Below are 15,190 nucleotides of genomic sequence, written 5' to 3' on the forward strand. Positions count from 1 at the left end.
GAGACCATGTGCACGTATGACGTCGAGCCCTGCGTGGACGGACGACTGCCAGCGTTCCGGAGAGCTTCCGGAAGTTGTTGACGCGTTGGAATTCCCGCTGTAATACTCCGATCCATTACGGTCGATGCGATCCCGCTTCGTCGGGTTTCGATCGGTCTCCCCACCACCACCCGGACGGCCGGAGTACGCGCCCCCACCGCACAACCCGGCCCGGTAGAAGGGGCACCAGATGAGCACTGTCCCTGTCCAGACGCCCGTACGGTCGAAACGACTCCGAGCCCTGCTGTCCGTCGTCGCCACCGCCGTCGCGGCGTGCGGCGTCGTCATCGCGGCCACCGCCACCCCGTCCAGCGCCGCCACCTGCAACGGCTACGTCGGGCTCACCTTCGACGACGGGCCGACCGGCAGCACCAGCGCGCTGCTGAACGTACTGCGCGCCAACGGCGCACGGGCCACGATGTTCAACGTCGGCCAGAACGTCCAGAACAACAGGTCCGCGGCGCAGGCCCAGGTGGCCGCCGGCATGTGGATCGGCAACCACAGCTGGAACCACGCCCACATGACCTCGATGAGCCAGTCGCAGATGCAGTCCGACCTGTCCCAGACCAACTCTGCGATCCAGTCCGCCACCGGCGTCCAGCCGAATCTGTTCCGGCCCCCGTACGGCGAGACCAACTCGACCCTCCAGTCCGTCGCCTCGTCGCTCGGCATGCGACAGGTGATCTGGGACGTGGATTCGCAGGACTGGAACGGCGCAAGCGTCAGCCAGATCGTGGCCAACGCCAGTCGCCTCCAGGCCGGCCAGGTCATCCTCATGCACGACGGAATCCAGAACACCCGGGACGCCATCGGTCAGATCATTGCCAACCTCACGAGCCGCAACCTCTGCCCCGGCATGATCTCGCCGTCCACCGGACGCGCGGTAGCGCCCGACGGCACCACTCCCCCACCCGGCACCACCCCGCCGCCGGGCACGACACCACCGCCCAGCACGACACCACCGCCGGCCGGCGGCACCTGCACGGCGGCGGCGACCACCACGAACGTCTGGGGTGACAGGTACAACACGTCGGTGACCGTCAGCGGTGCCAGCACCTGGACCGTCGTCGTCGCTCTCACCGCGCCGCAGAAGGTTTCCAGCGTCTGGAACGGCAGCGCCAGCTGGGACAGCAGCGGCAACGTCATGACGGTGCGCTCCAACGGCAGCGGCGCCACCTTCGGCTTCACCACGATGTTCAACGGCAACAGCAGCGCCCGACCGCAGATCCGCTCCTGCACCGCGGGCTGACCGTCTTTGCCCTGGTCCTGCGGGGCGGGCGGCGGACGCCCCGCAGGACCCCCCATCGAGCGACCGTTGCCGGCCGCGATCCTCAGTTGTCGATCCGGACCCGGTCGCTGTCGCCGTCGGAGAGGAACGACGCCAACGCCCCTGCCTGCTCAGTCACTGCCGTGGCCTCGGCGCGGGAGAGGCGGCCCAGCGGTGTGACGCGCACGGTTGCCGCGTCGACGGTCCACGTCGCTGCCACCCGTCCGTCCACCAGCACCACCCGCTCACCGGCGACCGAGAGGCCACGGTGGGCGTGGTCGATGATCCGGCTGCGGTCGTGGTAGCCGAGGATCGCGTTGTCGAACGCGGGCAGGAAACGTACCGGTGCTGGTGTGCCGGGGTCGGGACGCGGCGCGTCGGGGAGGTCGAGCAGTTCGCGGCCACGCTCGTCGCGGAACGACACAAGCGTCTCCCGCAGCGCGGCCACGGCTGCCGGCAGGCCGGCGAGCCCACACCAGGCCCGCAGGTCGGCCGTGGCCGCCGGGCCGAACGCCGCCAGATACCGCCGGACGAACGCCTGGCCGACCGGGTCGGAAGCGTCCGACGCCGGCGGGTCGACCTCCCGACCCAACCAGGACGAGATCGGTACGTTGCGCACCCCCGCCCTGGTGCGCCACACCCCGCGCGGCGGCAGCTGGGCCATCGGTACGAGCGCTGTCACCATTTCACCGAGCGCCCGTGGCCCCGGCGCCGGCCACCGCTCGGCGAGCGCCCGCCCGATCTCGGCCATCGTGCGGGGCTCGCCGTCGGCAAACAACGCCCGGCCCACCGCTGCCAACTCGTCGAGGTCCATCCCGTCGAGGTCGCCTCGGTAAACCCCGAGCACCCGTTGACGCAGCATCGCGTCGTGCCGGGCGCGCCAGGTCAGGACGTCGGCGGCGGTTACGAGGTGGACGGTCCGACGCATCAGGTGCGTGCGTACCACCTGCCGCCGCAGCAGCAGGTCCGACAGCACCTCCGGGTCGAAGGCGCGCAGCCGTGACCAGAGCCCGACGTACGGCTCCTGCGGCTCCTGCGCCTGGAGACCGCCGAGCCATGCGACGGCGTCGAGGACCGGCAGGTCGGCGCGATCGAGCAGCAGTTGCCGGGCGAGCGTCGCACGGTTGAGCGCCCGGTTGTCGAGAACCGTCATCCGGCGCGCCGGATCGCGCGGCTGGCCGGCCGCGTGGTGACAACGCTCGTGTGCTCTGCCGCTGGCGTCACGAGGACGTACGGCCGTCGAGCGCCTCGCGCAGGATGTCCGCGTGTCCGGCGTGCTGGGCGGTCTCGGCGATGAGGTGCGCCAGCACCCGCCGCACGCTGTACGCCGTACCCGGCTCGTGCCAGGGCGCCGCCGGCAGCGGCTGCCGGGCCGACAGGTCGGGCACGGCAGCGATGATTTCCACACTCCGCTCGGCCACCTGCCGGTAACGGTCGATGACCTCAGCGAGCGTGTCGCCGGGCAGCATCCGCAGGTCGTTCTGGTGGTCGATCGCCCACTGCGGAAACTCCCGGGCGGTGCCGGCCGCCATGTCGGCCCAGGTGACGCCCTCGGGCAGGTCGTAGCTCATCGCCGAAGGGCCCTCGACGACGAAACGCATCCAGGTGTCCTCCATGGACGCGACGTGTTTGATCAGACCGCCCAGGCACAGGGCACTGACCGTGGGACGTTCGCCGGCCTGCTCGTCGCTGAGGTCACGCGTCGTGTTGATCAGGGCGAGACGGGCGCTCGCGAGCTGGTCGAGCAGCTCGACGCGTTCCTGGTCGAGGGCTGTGGTCGGGCTGGTCGTGGCGGTCATGGTGATGAGTTCCTTCCGGTCGTTCGCGGTGTCGGGCACGAGACGACGATCGCAGGCGAAGCGGTCAGGTTGTGTCCTCTTCTCCTGGCATCATCGGAAGCCGTGCCGAAGACCTCAGCTCGACTGCTGTCGCTGCTCTCACTCCTTCAGGCGCGTCGGGACTGGCCCGGCGCGCTGCTGGCAGAGCGGTTGGCCGTCAGCCCGCGCACCATCCGCCGGGACGTCGACCGCCTGCGCGAACTCGGCTATCCCATCGTGGCCAGCAAGGGCCCTGAGGGCGGGTACCGGCTCGGCGCCGGCACCCGACTGCCGCCTCTGCTGTTCGACGACGAGCAGGCCATCGCCGTCACCGTCGCACTCCAGATCGCCACGACGGCCGGTGCGGGCATCGAGGAGTCGGCAGCGCGTGCGCTTACCACCGTCCGGCAGGTAATGCCCGCGCGGCTGCGCCACCGCATCGAGGCCCTACGGGTCACCGCCGTCGAGCGGTCGGGCCGACCGAAGCCGCAGGCCGACAGCGGCGTACTCCTGGCTCTCAGCACTGCCGTGCACGCTCGCGAGGTGCTGCGCTTCGACTACGCCCCGGCCCACCCGCAGGCGCCCGGCGCCGACATCAGGCCGCGTCGGGTGCAGCCCCACCACGTCGTCACCTGGGGTGGGCGCTGGTACCTCGTGGCCTGGGACCTCGACCGCGACGACTGGCGGACGTTCCGGGTCGACCGGATCACCCCTCGGACGCCCACCGGGCCTCGCTTCACGCCCCGCGAGCTGCCCGGCGGGGACGTGAGCACCTTCGTCGTCAGCCGGTTCCAGGGCTACGACGGTTGGCCGTGCCGGGGGGAGGTGATCCTCGACCTTCCCGCCGAGGCCGTCACCCCCTACCTCAGCGACGGCGTGGTCGAGCACCTCGGCCCCGGCCGCTGCCGCCTCGTGGCCAGCTCCTGGTCGTGGACGGGGTTGGCCGCAACCATCGGCAGGTTCGACGCCGACGTCGAGGTGGTCGGCCCGCCCGAGCTCAGCGACGCCTTCGCCCGGCTCGCCCTCCGCTACGCCGATGCGGGCCGGCGGCGGTGGCCTTGTGTAGGACCGTCGGCGACGGGGTAGGGTCAGTTTCGGGTCAAGACATGCGCCCTCCACAGGTCAACTCTGCCGCGACACGGCCGCGGCGGGCGGGCCATCCCCTGATTCGAGGGTGGAGGTGTCATGTGACAGACCAGGTCCCCCTGCCGCGCCCGGAGGCGAACGGCCGGCACTCCGCTCACCTGATCGACCCGATCATGATCCTGACGCTGAGTCGTGACGGGTCGACAAGCCTGATCCACGTCGTCGGCGAGATCGACATGAGCAACGCCCACCTGATCACCGAACTGGTGGAGCTGCTCTGTGTCGCGCCGACATCACTGGTCACGCTGGAGAGCGCGGAGAAGCGCGGCGTTTCGACCGGCCGGGCGACGGAGATCGCCGCCCGTACGGTGAACAAGGAGCGGGCACGCTCGGGCGAAGCCCGCACGGCGAGCCGGTCGTCGGTGGCCGACGTGTCGTCCGGGCATCGCGGTGGGAAGCGCTCACACACCGGCGCCAAGGGTCGCACCAAGGAGCAGTTGTACAACGAGGCCAGGCAGCGCGGCATCAAGGGCCGCTGGTCGATGTCGAAGGCGGAGCTGGAGCGAGCGCTGTCGAAATAGCGGCGTACGGTCGTGACATCGGTTCACGATGGCCGAATACCGACAACACTGGATCGGGGAAGTGTCCGGTTCCGCCCGTCTAGCGACACTCTTGGTGGAACGATGCATGACGTGGGAACTGCAGAGACTTCTATGCCTGTCATCTCGCCGCTCGCCGGCGAACCGATCAAGCGCGCCGATGCCGAGCGACTCGCGGGCGTGCTGAAAGCGTTCGCCGACCCGGCTCGCCTGCGGCTGCTCAGCCTGATCCAGTCCGCGCCAGAGGGCGAAGCGTCGGTCACCGACCTGACCGCGCCGCTCAATCTCTCCCAGCCGACCGTGAGCCATCACCTGCGGATCCTCACCGAGGCCGGCCTGATCGAGCGGGAAAAGCGCGGCGTCTGGGCGTACTACCGCATCGTGCCGTCCGCGATCGCGACGATCGCCGACCTGCTGACGCCGCCTCGCAAGCGGCCGACGAAGAAGGCCCGCTGACGCCGACGCGCGTCGACAGCGGCCGGCGGGACACGCCGACGCCGCTGGCGGGCCCGGGTGCCGGACCTCGGCCGGCCTCCTGATCGTCGCGTCGCTTCGCGCGAGCTACACAGCCGTCCGCCGGTGCGTGGGCGGTTCCCGTCGGGCCGGGGGCACCCAGCCCGCGTCGCCGTGCACCCCGGCGAGCAGGTCGGCTGTGGTGTGCGCCGAGATGCCGGGATCCACGCTGTCGGTGAACCGCCCGACGACCGCCCGTACGTGCCGCTGGGCCGGGTCGGCGAGACCGTCGTAGACGGCAGCGAACAACTCCCGGGCCGGCTGCCGGAGCCAACCGGCCGGCAGGAGGTCCCGGGGCAGCTGCGGGTCGAGGATGGGAAAGCGCCGGTAGGTGTCCATGATTTCGGTACGCGCCCGCACCGCCGCCGCGCCGTCGACCTCCCCGGATCGCACCTGCGGCACCAGTGGCGCCCACCGCTGAAGGAACTCCTCGTAGTGCCCGCTGATCGCGTCAATGTCCCACGCGTCGATGAGAGCGCGTCGGCTGTCCGCGTCGAGCGCGATCTGCCGCCCACGGAACACCGTGACGGCGCCCCTGGTGAGCTGTACGAGTCTCGCCTGGGCGCGCGGCGTCAACTCGTACGGGGAGATCCACAGCCCGTCGTACAGCGGCGCGTACCCCAGCCACCGGAGCTGGCCCCGCAGGGCCCTCCGTTGCGTGCCGCGGTCCTGGGGCAGCGAGAAGGCAACTGTCGTCCAGCATCCGTCCCAGGGTTCGGCGGCGGTGGTGGAGGTGAGGATCCAGTGGCCGCCGACGGAGAGGTTGACGGCGGCGGCCTGGGTGAGCCGGTAGGAGCTGTGTCGTCCCTGCCGGCTGCCCTCCAAGACCCCCCGTCGGGCCAGCCGGCTGATCGCGGCACGGGCGCCGGCCGTCGTCACGCCCGATTCGGCGAGCAGCGCGACGATGGCGGCGGACGGGAGCGCGGCGCGGGCCCGCAGCGTGTAGTCCGCCAACAGGGTCACCGCTACGCCCTGCGGTGAGCTGCCTGCCTGACGCCGGGGCATCCGGAGCGAGTGCTCCCCATCGTCCGGATAGATCTCCTCGATGTTGAACGGACTCGTCACAGGCACTCCGGGCTCTGCTCAGGATCGGTCCACCGACTGTAGACGGACCGGCGGCGGGCCGGGGATTCCGAGGCCCGCGAAACCTGCCGCCCATGATCGAGGTGCGTCGATTGACACTTCTCGGTCCGGAGACGACACTATCTGCATTGCGACGCCGCACAGAGCCGGGCACAGGGCGAGCACACGTTGTAGGCGATGCGCGATCACCGCGGGCAGCCGGGCACACCCGCCATCCGAGCGCGCATGGCCGATCTTCAGCCGCACAGCTGAGCGAAGGAGTCGTCCCCCGTGAGAATCAGAAGGAAACTGTTGCTCGCCCTCACCGCGTCAGTGGCCGCGATCGGTCTGGTGATCCCCGCGTTCCAGCCCGCGTACGCCGCGTCGCTGACCGAGGTGACAAGCTTCGGCGACAACCCCGGCCGGATGCGCATGCACGTCTACGTGCCGGACAACCGCCCCGCCAACCCGGCGATCGTGGTGGCCATGCACGGCTGCGGCGGGTCCGGCCCCGGCTTCTACTCCGGCAGCGAGTTCGCGAGCCTGGCCGACCGGTACGGATACGTCGTGATCTACCCGAGCGCCACCCAGCAGGCCGGGTTCGGCAACTGCTTCGACACCTGGTCCGACGCCGCCAAGCGCCGTGGCGGCGGCAGCGACCCGGTGTCGATCATCTCCATGATCCGTTACGTGCAGCAGCAGTACGGCGGAGACCCCAACCGGGTGTACGCCACTGGCAGTTCGTCCGGCGGCATGATGACCAACCACATGCTCGCGCTCTACCCCGACGTGTTCAAGGCCGGCGCCGCCTTCATGGGCGTGCCCTTCAACTGCTTCGCCAACGCGGCGGACTACCCGCCCGGGGCCAGCCAGTGCACCGGCGGCAACATGAACCGCACTCCGCAGCAGTGGGGCGACGCGGTCCGCCAGGCGTACCCCGGCTACTCCGGCCCTCGCCCCCGGGTGCAGTTGTGGCACGGCACCGCCGACACGCTCGTTCCGTACTCGCTGCTCCAGGAGACGATCGAGCAGTGGACGAACGTGTTCGGGCTCAGCCAGACACCCACCTCCACCGACACGCCGCAAGCCAACTGGAACCGCCGCCGGTACGCCGACAGCGGCGGCACCGTCCAGGTCGAGGCGTACAGCATCCAGGGCGCGGGGCACAGCCTGCCCAGCGCCGGCATGGCCGCAGCCGCCCTCGCGTTCTTCGGCCTGACCAACCCGCCGACCACGCCGCCGCCGACCACGCCGCCTCCGACCACGCCGCCGCCGACGACCCCGCCGCCGACGACTCCGCCTCCGACCACCCCGCCCCCGACGACTCCGCCTCCGACGACCCCGCCGCCGGCCAGCGGCTGCGGTGTGGCAGTGGCAGTCAACGCCTGGAACAACGGGCTGACGGAGAACATCACCATCACCAACAGCGGCAGCAGCGCCATCAACGGCTGGTCCCTGGCCTTCGCTCTGCCGAGCGGGCAGGCCATCACCTCAGGCTGGAACGCCTCCTACTCCCCCACCTCGGGGCAGGTGACGGCCAGGAACCTCAACTACAACGCCACAATCCCCGCCAACGGATCGATCACCATCGGCTTCCAGGCCACGCACACAGGTAACACCGCACGGCCCAGCTCGTTCACCCTCAACGGCGCGTCCTGCACACTCGCCTGAGGGCGGCGGTACTCCGGGGGTGGCGTCGGCCGGCGTACATCCCCGGAGTACCGGCCGTCGCGGTCCGACCGGCACGACGCGCCGGTCCCGCGCGGAGCGAAACCATTCGCCCCGGCCGGGCTATTCGCCGCTGGGGACCTGGTCGGTGACCTCGTCGTAGCCGACAGGGGCGGGAGCCCCGGTCGGCGCGTAGATCACGCGGAGCACGCCGGTCGGGAAGACCTCGGTCGCCGTGACCTTCAAGTGGTACGGCGTCTCGCCCTCGTCGAACAGCCGGCGACCCTTGCGCGCCGCCACCGGGTGCACAAGCAGGCGCAGCTCGTCGACGAGGCCGGCGGCGAGCAGCTGCTGCACCACGGAGATCGAACCGGGGATGAGGATGCCCCTGATGCCGGCATCGGCCTTCAGCTCGGTGACCGCGTCGACCAGGTCGCCCTGGACGAGTTCCGAGTTGCGCCAGGTGAACTCCAGCGGCTGACGCGAGACGACCACCTTGCGGACGTCGCCGAGCTGCTTGGCGAAACCGGCGTCCTCCCCGCCCGCGGCCTCACGGTCGGGCCAGGCACCGGCGAAACTGTCGTACGTCTCGCGGCCGATGAGCAACACGTCGGAGGTGTCGTAGTCCTCGCCGACGGCACGGCCCATGTTCTCGTCGAAGTAGGGGAAATGCCAGTCGGGGTCGATCTCGGCCACCCCGTCGGCCGAGATGAACAATGTGGAGATGACCTTCGCCATCGCGGTGCTCCTTCGAGTCGGGTGATGTCGGCACGTAGACCGGCACAGCATCCCAAACTCGCCTGTCCACCACGGCCCCGTCACGGCGGCGCGCCGCAACAACGAACGAGCCCCGGTCGATCCCCTGAGGATCGACCGAGGCTCGTCGGTTGAGGCAGTGGTCAGGCCACGTCGAACCTGTCGAGCTCCATGACCTTCGTCCAGGCCGCGACGAAGTCGTTCACGAACTTGTCACGCGCGTCCTGGCTGGCGTAGACCTCGGCGAGGGCACGCAGCTGGGAGTTGGAGCCGAAGATGAGGTCGACAGCGGTAGCGGTCCACTTCACCTTGTCGGTCGCGAGGTCCCGGATCTCGTACACGTGCTCCTCGGACTCCGACGCCTTCCACCGGGTGCCCGGGGAGAGCAGGTTGGCGAAGAAGTCGTTGGTGAGCACGCCCGGCCGGTCGGTGAGGACACCGTGCTGCGCACCGCCCACGTTGTTACCGAGAGCGCGCAGGCCGCCGACCAGGACGGTCATCTCGGGCGCGGTCAGGTTGAGCATGTAGGCGCGGTCGATGAGCAGCACCTCCGGCTGGGTCTTCTCGCCGGGGCGCAGGTAGTTGCGGAACCCGTCCGCGCGCGGCTCGAGAACCCGGAAGGACTCGACGTCGGTCTGCTCCTGGGTGGCGTCGGTGCGACCCGGCCGGAACGGCACTGTCACCTCGACACCGGCGTCACGCGCCGCCTTCTCGACAGCGGCCGAGCCGGCGAGCACGATCAGGTCCGCGAGCGAGATCTTCGCGCCACCGGCGGAGTTGAAGTCCCGCTGGATGCCTTCCAGGGTCTCCAGGACCGTCGCGAGCTGCTCCGGCTGGTTGACCTCCCAGTTGCGCTGCGGCTCAAGGCGGATCCGGGCACCGTTGGCGCCACCGCGCTTGTCGGTGTAGCGGAAGGTGGCGGCCGAGGCCCACGCGGTCGAGATCAGCTGAGCGGTCGTGAGGCCCGACTCCAGCACCTTCGCCTTGAGCGCCGCGATGTCGGCGTCACCCACGAGCTCGTGGTCGACGGCCGGCACCGGGTCCTGCCACAGCTGGGCCTCCGGAACCCACGGCCCGAGGAAGCGGTCCACCGGACCCATGTCACGGTGCAGCAGCTTGTACCACGCCTTGGCGAACGCCAGCGCGAACTCGTCGGGGTTCTCCAGGAAGCGGCGCGAGATCTTCTCGTAGGCCGGGTCGACGCGCAGCGACAGGTCGGTCGTGAGCATCGTCGGCTTGTGCTTCTTCGACGGGTCGTGGGCGTCCGGGATGATCGCCTCGGCGTCCTTGGCGACCCACTGCTTCGCACCGCCGGGGCTCGTGGTGAGCTCCCACTCGTAGCCGAAGAGGATCTCGAAGAAGCGGTTGCTCCACTCGGTCGGACGGTCGGTCCAGGTCACCTCGAGGCCGCTGGTGATCGTGTCCCCGCCCTTGCCGCTGCCGTACGTGCTCAGCCAGCCCAGGCCCTGCGCCTCCAGGGGGGCGCCCTCGGGCTCGGGGCCGACGTGGTTGTCGGCGACACCGGCGCCGTGGGTCTTGCCGAAGGTGTGGCCACCGGCGATGAGGGCGACAGTCTCCTCGTCGTTCATCGCCATCCGGCGGAACGTCTCGCGGATGAAGTGCGCCGCCGCCAGCGGGTCGGCGTTGCCGCGCGGGCCCTCCGGGTTGACGTAGATCAGACCCATCTCGGTCGCGCCGACGCCGGCCACCATCTCCTTCTCGGAGGCGTAGCGCTCGTCGCCGAGCCAGGCGTCCTCGGGACCCCAGAAGATCTCCTCCGGCTCCCAGACGTCCTCACGGCCGAAGCCGAAGCCGAAGGTCTTGAAGCCCATCGACTCCAGGGACACGTTGCCGGCAAGCACAAGCAGGTCGGCCCAGGAGATCTTCTGGCCGTACTTCTGCTTGACCGGCCAGAGCAGCCGGCGGGCCTTGTCCAGGTTGGCGTTGTCCGGCCAGCTGTTGAGCGGGGCGAACCGCTGGCCACCGTCGCCGGCGCCACCGCGGCCGTCCTCGATGCGGTAGGTGCCCGCGGCGTGCCAGCTCATCCGGATCATCAGGCCGCCGTAGTGGCCGAAGTCGGCCGGCCACCAGTCCTGCGACGTGGTGAGGACCTCGGTGATGTCCCGCTTGAGGGCCTCGACGTCGAGCTTGGCGAACTCCTTGGCGTAGCTGAAGTCCTCTCCCAGCGGGTTGCCCTTTGACGAGTGGGCGTGCAGCACCGAAAGGTCGAGCTGGTTGGGCCACCAGTCCCGGTTGGAACGCGGACGACCACCGGTCTTGGGGGTCGGCGAGTCGATCGCCGGGTTCTCGCTCTCACTGCCGTGGGCGGTCACGGAGTCGTGCGCCACGGGGCAGCCGGCGGCCGCCTTCTCGTCCACGCCCTGCGGGCTGACAGGGCGGTTGTCCTGGGTGTCGCTCATGTACTTCCTTCCGAACTGACGGATTCCGAACTGGCGGATCACTAGGAGGTGCGTTCGGTCGCGCAGCTGGGGCAGACGCCCCAGTAGACGACCTCCGCCTCCTCGACCACGAAACCGTGATCGTTGGAGGCGGTGAGACAGGGAGCGTGGCCGACAGCGCACTCGACGTCGGCGATCGCACCGCAGGAGCGGCACACGACATGGTGGTGGTTGTCCCCCACCCGCGACTCGTAGCGGGCGGTCGCTCGGGCCGGTTGGATGCGGCGCACCAGACCGGTGTCGGTAAGCGCGCGCAACACGTCGTACACCGCCTGATGCGAGATCGTGGGGTGGTCCGCCCGGACCAGCGCGATCACCGTGTCGGTGTCGACGTGCGGGTGATCCCGCAGCGCCGCGAGCACGGCCACCCGGGGCCGGGTCACGCGCAGCGAGACCGCTCGCAGCTGGGCCTCGATGTCGGACGTCACGTGCAGACCTTAGCCCGCTAGTTTGGAATAAATCAAGTTTATGGCCGGCTGCGGCGGCCCGACTTGCCCCACATCACCGGCCACCCAGGTTACGGCAGGGGCACCTCGGCATTGCCGTATCGAGGGAAACTCCAGCCGCCCGTGCTCAGCGACGGCGCAGCGCCAGCGCGACAGCCGCCAGGGCCAGCGTCGCCCAGACCGGCACCCAGAGGGGCCACTGCTGCGCCAGCGTGCCGAGCGCGCCGCCGACGGCGTAGGCGGCGAGCGTCAGCAGGCCGAGCAGCGAGCCTTTCCGGGCCTGCGACCGGCTGTTTCCGGGGCCGGCGATCCAGCCGACGATCCGCTCTCCGGTCTTGGCGACGGTTCCCGACTGGTACGTGATGGTGGTGGCGACCCCGGCCGTGCGCACGAACAGGGTCGCCAGGGAACCCATGGCCAGGCCACCGAGGGCAGCGAGCGCCGCCCGGGACTGCGGGCCGGAGCGGCCGTACTCGAGCAGGACGTTGACGGCCGACCACGCCGCGGTGGCGACCACGACGGCGGCGATGCCGCGGGCCGCCGACGTGCGGACAGTGCCTGTCGCCCGCAGTCGCGCCACCAGCCCGGCCCCGATGCCGAACGCCACAAGCGAGGCCAACGCGGCCGGCCAGGCCGGTTGGCGGCCAGCCGCGCCGACGCCGATGAAGAGGACGTTGCCGGACTGGTTGGCGACGAAGGAGCCGTAGCGGAGGAACGCGAAGGAGTCGAGGAAACCGGCGGTGGTGGTGGTCACCGCCAGGACCAGAATCGGATAGCGGAACTCGCCGTAGGCATCCTGCGGATCGGCCTGGCCCGGTGGGCGCGCTGGCTGTCCAGATCCAGTGCTGGCCATCGGTTCTCCACTGTTCCGTGAGGTATCGACCTCGCTTTACCCAATGCAGCATAGAGAGCAGAGAGTCATTTTTTGCCCGCTTCGCGCACCGCCCACAAGCGGTTGACTCTCACCGGCCTGTGCGCCTTCCCCGTCGGCATTCCCGGCGGGCTCACACCTGGGCGCTGATCGTGATGCTGATCGCCCTGGCCTCGGGGAGCGACCGGCAGCGTCGGCTTGCACCCGACGTTGACGTCCCGTTCGACCAGGCGTACCGACGTCAGGTGCCGGTGCCGCTGTCGAGGTATTCGGCGAGCCGGGCCGCGCCGGTGAGCATCGCCCTGCCGCGTTCGGTGAGCCGGTGCCGCCACTGGCGCAGTGACGCGGCGAGCGGTTCGGTGCCGCCTGCCTCGCGCACCTGACGCACCACGCCCGCGATGTGGTCGAGGCGGTAGCCACCGCGGCGCAGCAGGTGGGCGAGTTCGGCGTCGCGGACGTCGTCCGGCGAGTAGCGGCGGTGGCCGGTCACCGGGTCGCGCACCGGCTGGAGAAGTCCGGCGCGCTCCCACTTGCGCACTGTCGCCGGTCGTACGCCGAGCCGGTGCGCCAGCACGCTGATCGGCACGGCTGCGCGGCCCTGCGGCCCGCGTTCGACTCCGACGAGAAGCGGAACGGCCTCCTCGACAGCGTCCAGCGTCTCCCGGTCACGTTGCAACAGGGCGTGGCCCCGGTCGATGACCCGCAGCGCCGTGTCGATCTCGCCCCGGTTGACAGCGCGCATGATCTCGCCACCGGCCGCGTAACCGTGGCCGGGGATGAGCGCGAGGTAGGCGCCCAGCGCCTTGGCGTGCGCCTCGGTGAACCGGCGGTAGCCGCTCGGGCTGCGCTGCGCAGGCGGCAGGACACCGTCTCGCTCGTAGTTGCGTACGGCCTGCGCGGAGAGGCCGTACGTCCGCGCGAGGTCGACCGGTCGACGTACCCCCGCGTTTGAGGGTTTTGCCTGTGTCATTAGTGCTCGATCGCTCGAAAGTTTCAAAGGGTGGTTCAACGATACGGTTGATGGAATGACGTTCTCGCTGGACCTGCCTGCCGTACCGCCGGACCTGCTCGCGCTCGGCGAGCCCACACACGGCGAATCCGCCTTCCTCCAGATACGCAACGAGGTCTTCGCGTCGCTTGTCGAGCGCGGCTACCTGTCAATCGCGCTGGAGAGCGACCGCGCAGCGGGGCTGACCGCCGACGACTTCGTCCGGGGCGACGCCGGCGTGACGCTCGACAGCGCGCTCGCCGAGGGGTTCAGCCACGGTTTCGGCTCGGCCCCGGCCAACCGTGACCTGCTGCTGTGGATGCGGGAGTGGAACACGGGCCGGCCGGCCTCCGAGCGCCTGACGTTCCACGGCTTCGACGCCCCGCTGGAGATGGACCACGCCCCGAGCCCGAGACGGCACCTCGCCCAGGTCTGTGACTATCTCGGCTCGGACCGGTTCGCCGAGATCGACGATCTGATCGGTGCCGACGCCCGATGGAGCGACCCTGCGGCGATCTGGGAGCAGGGCAGGTCGATCGGGCGTTCCGCCGACGCCCACCGGCTGCGGGTGATCGCCGACGACCTGCTGACCGAGCTGCACCTGCGGGCAGCCCAGCGGCCCGAGGGTTGGCAGGCGGCGCGGGTGTGGGCGACAAGCGCGCTCGCCCTGCTGCGCTACCACGCCGAGGCCGCCGCGCCGCTCCCGCAGGACGCCCGCTTCGCCCGCCTGGCACAGGTCCGGGACGCGCTGATGGCCGAGAACCTGCTCGCGATCCGGGAGGTTGAGGCTCACCGGGGGCCGACGCTTGTCTTCGCGCACAACAGGCACCTCCAGCGTGACCCGGGCACGATGACAGTGGCCGGGACCGATCAGCAGTGGTTCGGTGCCGGCGCGATCGTCGGGGCGCTGCTCGGCGACAGGTACGCGGTGATCGTCGGCAGCCTCGGCGCGAGCCCCACGCTGGGCATCGACGCGCCCCCCGCCTCGACGTACGAGGGCAAACTCCAGGACGGAACAGACCTTCCCCGGTACGTCCGCGCCGCCGACGTGGAGGCCGCCGAGAAGAGGTCCCACGACTACCGGTACTTCCCGCTCGACGCGGCCACGATCGCCCACGCGGACGGGGTGCTGCACATTCCGACAGGCGTCGACCCTGCCACGCTCGCCGACCGGATTCTCGCGTTGCCCGACGTCGAGCAGTTCGTCGCGACAGCCGAGAACGGCTCACCGGAAGGCGCGTGGGGCGACCGCTTCTTCTACGTCGGCCCGGACCGCCGCCAGCCGTTCGCCACGATCGTCGAGCACGACGTACCCGGCTTCGACGAAGCCTCGCAGCTCGACCGACCCGGCGTCTTCCGGCTCAACCTTGAGCTGGGCCGGGCCGAGTTCGAGCGGCTGTTCGGCTTCGCTCCCGGCGACTTCGAGGCGCACCGCGACAGCTTCGACTTCGCCAGGCTGGACACCGTCGTGCCGCACCCCGGCTATGCGCTGCACGGTTTCGCAAGCATCGTCATGCCCGGCCCGCAGATGCTGCCCGAGATCGACCGACTGCTCACGGTGGCCCACGCCCGAGCCGTCGACAGGCACGAGCGCGCATCGCGCAGGGCGCGGTGACGGC

General features: G+C 70.4%; 14 protein-coding genes. 6 read left to right on the forward strand and 8 right to left on the reverse strand.

Going from position 1 to position 15,190, the window contains the following annotated elements:
• The first annotated feature begins 229 nt into the window (after positions 1–229).
• Complete coding sequence (locus ACPXB1_RS03590; protein WP_053652912.1) at positions 230–1,288, forward strand: polysaccharide deacetylase family protein; 1,059 nt, start codon at positions 230–232, stop codon at positions 1,286–1,288.
• 82 nt (positions 1,289–1,370) lie between these two features.
• On the opposite strand, the gene ACPXB1_RS03595 is transcribed toward ACPXB1_RS03590, so the two are convergent.
• Both ACPXB1_RS03595 and ACPXB1_RS03600 read right to left on the reverse strand, forming a co-directional pair.
• On the reverse strand, positions 1,371–2,459 hold the full coding sequence (locus ACPXB1_RS03595) for a winged helix DNA-binding domain-containing protein (RefSeq protein WP_053652913.1): 1,089 nt from the start codon (positions 2,457–2,459) through the stop codon (positions 1,371–1,373).
• A gap of 67 nt (positions 2,460–2,526) precedes the next feature.
• Complete coding sequence (locus ACPXB1_RS03600; RefSeq protein ID WP_231639923.1) at positions 2,527–3,144, reverse strand: DinB family protein; 618 nt, start codon at positions 3,142–3,144, stop codon at positions 2,527–2,529.
• A gap of 63 nt (positions 3,145–3,207) precedes the next feature.
• Here ACPXB1_RS03600 and ACPXB1_RS03605 point away from each other — a divergent pair, with 63 nt between their 5' ends.
• The 3 genes from ACPXB1_RS03605 (at position 3,208) to ACPXB1_RS03615 (ending at position 5,264) form a co-directional block, all read left to right on the forward strand.
• Complete coding sequence (locus ACPXB1_RS03605) at positions 3,208–4,209, forward strand: helix-turn-helix transcriptional regulator (protein WP_053652914.1); 1,002 nt, start codon at positions 3,208–3,210, stop codon at positions 4,207–4,209.
• Between the two features lie 101 nt (positions 4,210–4,310).
• A complete protein-coding gene (locus ACPXB1_RS03610) occupies positions 4,311–4,790 on the forward strand; it encodes a hypothetical protein (RefSeq protein ID WP_231639924.1) in 480 nt (159 codons plus the stop codon).
• Positions 4,791–4,892: 102 nt separating this feature from the next.
• Positions 4,893–5,264, forward strand: coding sequence for an ArsR/SmtB family transcription factor (locus ACPXB1_RS03615; RefSeq protein ID WP_355588607.1), 372 nt, complete (start codon positions 4,893–4,895; stop codon positions 5,262–5,264).
• A 105-nt stretch (positions 5,265–5,369) separates the two neighbouring features.
• Here the strand turns inward: ACPXB1_RS03615 and ACPXB1_RS03620 are convergent, their stop codons facing one another.
• Positions 5,370–6,386 (reverse strand): PaaX family transcriptional regulator, encoded by a 1,017-nt coding sequence (locus ACPXB1_RS03620; RefSeq protein WP_053652916.1) that lies wholly within the window; start codon positions 6,384–6,386, stop codon positions 5,370–5,372.
• Positions 6,387–6,674: 288 nt separating this feature from the next.
• Here ACPXB1_RS03620 and ACPXB1_RS03625 point away from each other — a divergent pair, with 288 nt between their 5' ends.
• Positions 6,675–8,054, forward strand: coding sequence for an extracellular catalytic domain type 1 short-chain-length polyhydroxyalkanoate depolymerase (locus ACPXB1_RS03625; protein ID WP_053652917.1), 1,380 nt, complete (start codon positions 6,675–6,677; stop codon positions 8,052–8,054).
• 120 nt (positions 8,055–8,174) lie between these two features.
• Here the strand turns inward: ACPXB1_RS03625 and ACPXB1_RS03630 are convergent, their stop codons facing one another.
• The 5 genes from ACPXB1_RS03630 to ACPXB1_RS03650 all read right to left on the reverse strand — a co-directional run bounded on the left by ACPXB1_RS03630 (position 8,175) and on the right by ACPXB1_RS03650 (position 13,553).
• Complete coding sequence (locus ACPXB1_RS03630; protein ID WP_053652918.1) at positions 8,175–8,789, reverse strand: dihydrofolate reductase family protein; 615 nt, start codon at positions 8,787–8,789, stop codon at positions 8,175–8,177.
• Between the two features lie 161 nt (positions 8,790–8,950).
• Positions 8,951–11,227: a catalase/peroxidase HPI gene (gene katG, locus ACPXB1_RS03635; RefSeq protein ID WP_053652965.1), complete on the reverse strand. Its 2,277-nt coding sequence runs from the start codon at positions 11,225–11,227 to the stop codon at positions 8,951–8,953.
• Positions 11,228–11,268: 41 nt separating this feature from the next.
• The gene (locus ACPXB1_RS03640) at positions 11,269–11,694 is read right to left on the reverse strand and encodes a Fur family transcriptional regulator (RefSeq protein WP_053652919.1); all 426 of its coding nucleotides are present in this window, start codon (positions 11,692–11,694) and stop codon (positions 11,269–11,271) included.
• Positions 11,695–11,839: 145 nt separating this feature from the next.
• Positions 11,840–12,565: a DUF1275 family protein gene (locus ACPXB1_RS03645; protein ID WP_400278940.1), complete on the reverse strand. Its 726-nt coding sequence runs from the start codon at positions 12,563–12,565 to the stop codon at positions 11,840–11,842.
• A gap of 259 nt (positions 12,566–12,824) precedes the next feature.
• Positions 12,825–13,553, reverse strand: coding sequence for a TioE family transcriptional regulator (locus tag ACPXB1_RS03650; protein ID WP_400278942.1), 729 nt, complete (start codon positions 13,551–13,553; stop codon positions 12,825–12,827).
• Positions 13,554–13,608: 55 nt separating this feature from the next.
• On the opposite strand from ACPXB1_RS03650, the gene ACPXB1_RS03655 reads away from it, so the two are divergent.
• Positions 13,609–15,186 carry a DUF6194 family protein gene (locus tag ACPXB1_RS03655; RefSeq protein WP_334550961.1) on the forward strand — a complete coding sequence of 526 codons (1,578 nt, stop codon included), beginning with the start codon at positions 13,609–13,611 and terminating at the stop codon, positions 15,184–15,186.
• Positions 15,187–15,190 lie beyond the last annotated feature (4 nt).

The sequence above is a fragment of the Micromonospora sp. DT68 genome (assembly GCF_049847245.1).
Lineage (GTDB): Bacteria > Actinomycetota > Actinomycetes > Mycobacteriales > Micromonosporaceae > Micromonospora > Micromonospora profundi.